We start from the raw sequence: 1,475 nt of genomic DNA, 5'->3' as shown, positions 1-1,475 counted from the left end.
ACAGCCGGGCACCTTCACGTGCTGCCCGCTCGGGGCCGCCCAACTCCTGCAGTTCCCGGGTGATGCGCTGGCGCCATCGCAGCAGCGTTCCCTCCATGTGCTCCTGCTTCGGCGCGCCGCGGAACGGACCGATGCGGACCAGGTCCTGGCGGTCCATCTCAACCGCGTTCAGTTCCGCTGCCGCCCGGCGCACCTCAATCTCCGGAACACTCCACTGGCCGCGGCTTGCCTTCACCGTCGCCACCACACGGCCGCCGAGCAGGACATACCCAACCCGGGCATTGGCAGGAAAGCAGGTGAACGCCGCAGAAGCCGTCGGCACAGCGCTGTCGGTCGTCAAGTCGGCCCACAAAGCGTCCGCAACACCCAAAGGGATCAGGCCGCCCGTGCGGTCCGGGGTGACACGCTCTGACATACCGACAGGCTAACGGCCGGCCCGGTGGCGGGGCAGCCAACCAGTCGCCTCGCGGACCGTGGGCGGTGCCGTAGCCGAGTACGTCGCGGCCGGGCAGTCTGCCTGGGGCCGCGGCGTACTCGTTGAGGCCGACCTCACGAGGACGGCAGTCCGGGCAGCACCGTTCCGGCGTACGCCGCGAGGACACTGCGTGAGACTCGGCGGCCCGGCAGGCCTGTCGTCGGCCGTGATGTCACCGGTGAGCACGATACGGTCGGCGGCGCACACATCCGGCTCGGCGAGCACCGCCTTCAGGGCGGGGAGCGCTCCGTGGATGTCGGACAGGACGGTTACCCGGCTCAGCATGCTCCCCACTCCGTCCTGTTCCTCACGCCGAGATGACGAGAACAGGGGGTTCCCGATGGACGAGGGGCGCCGGGAAGGGCTGGAGCGGATCCGCTCCAAGCTTGAGCTGATCAGGCAGGTGGAGGCCGAGCACGGCTTCGGGTGATCATCGAGGGGGCGAGGAACCCGGAGCCCGTTCCGGAGCTGCCGCAGGGGGTCACCGAGGTATTCGGCCTCTTCTCCCGGCTGGGCGCCAACTACTTCCGCTTCTTTCAGCCTGACGAGATCCAGGGCCCGGCCGCGTGGGCGGCCCGGGCGACCCTTCCGGACTGCCCGCTGGGCAGTCCCCTGACCATCGGCTGCGAGCGCCACCGCGCCCCGGAGGACATCGAGTGCGGCTGCGGCATAGGGCTGGACCTGGACGACGGGGACGTCTACTACTGCGACATCGACGACTACATCCGCCTACAAGCACCCGGACGAAACGATCGACGTCCTGGTGTTCGCGAACGACATCGTCACGTTCTTCGACCGCTTCGTCCTCGGGCCGGCCTATCCCCAGCTTGTCGCAGCCATGATCGGACCGGGCATGGTCACGGACCGTGACCGGCGCGGCCGTTACCAGGACAGATGGTTTCGGCTGCTTGTGGAGAGCGGCTTGGCCAGGGCCGACGACAAGGAGGCGATCTGGGAGATGCCTGATGTGACCCGGTTGACCCTGAGTGATTAGCCTAAG

At 68.3% G+C, this 1,475-nt stretch carries 1 protein-coding gene and 2 pseudogenes; 1 reads left to right on the top strand and 2 read right to left on the bottom strand.

The genetic code is table 11. The annotated features are described in order from the left end of the window. A pseudogene (locus tag ABZ818_RS42785) lies at positions 1-415 on the bottom strand (recombinase); the annotation flags it as partial. Positions 416-625: 210 nt separating this feature from the next. Then, positions 626-760: pseudogene (locus ABZ818_RS42780) on the bottom strand (metallophosphoesterase family protein); the annotation flags it as partial. A gap of 478 nt (positions 761-1,238) precedes the next feature. Here ABZ818_RS42780 and ABZ818_RS42775 point away from each other — a divergent pair. After that, positions 1,239-1,469, top strand: coding sequence for a hypothetical protein (locus ABZ818_RS42775; RefSeq protein ID WP_361427750.1), 231 nt, complete (start codon positions 1,239-1,241; stop codon positions 1,467-1,469). The last annotated feature ends 6 nt before the right edge of the window (positions 1,470-1,475 follow it).

This window comes from Streptomyces sp. NPDC047453 (assembly GCF_040643155.1).
Classification (GTDB): Bacteria; Actinomycetota; Actinomycetes; order Streptomycetales; family Streptomycetaceae; genus Streptomyces.
Note: the sequence above shows the minus strand (reverse complement) of the source record. Positions and strands in the feature narration are given on the sequence as shown.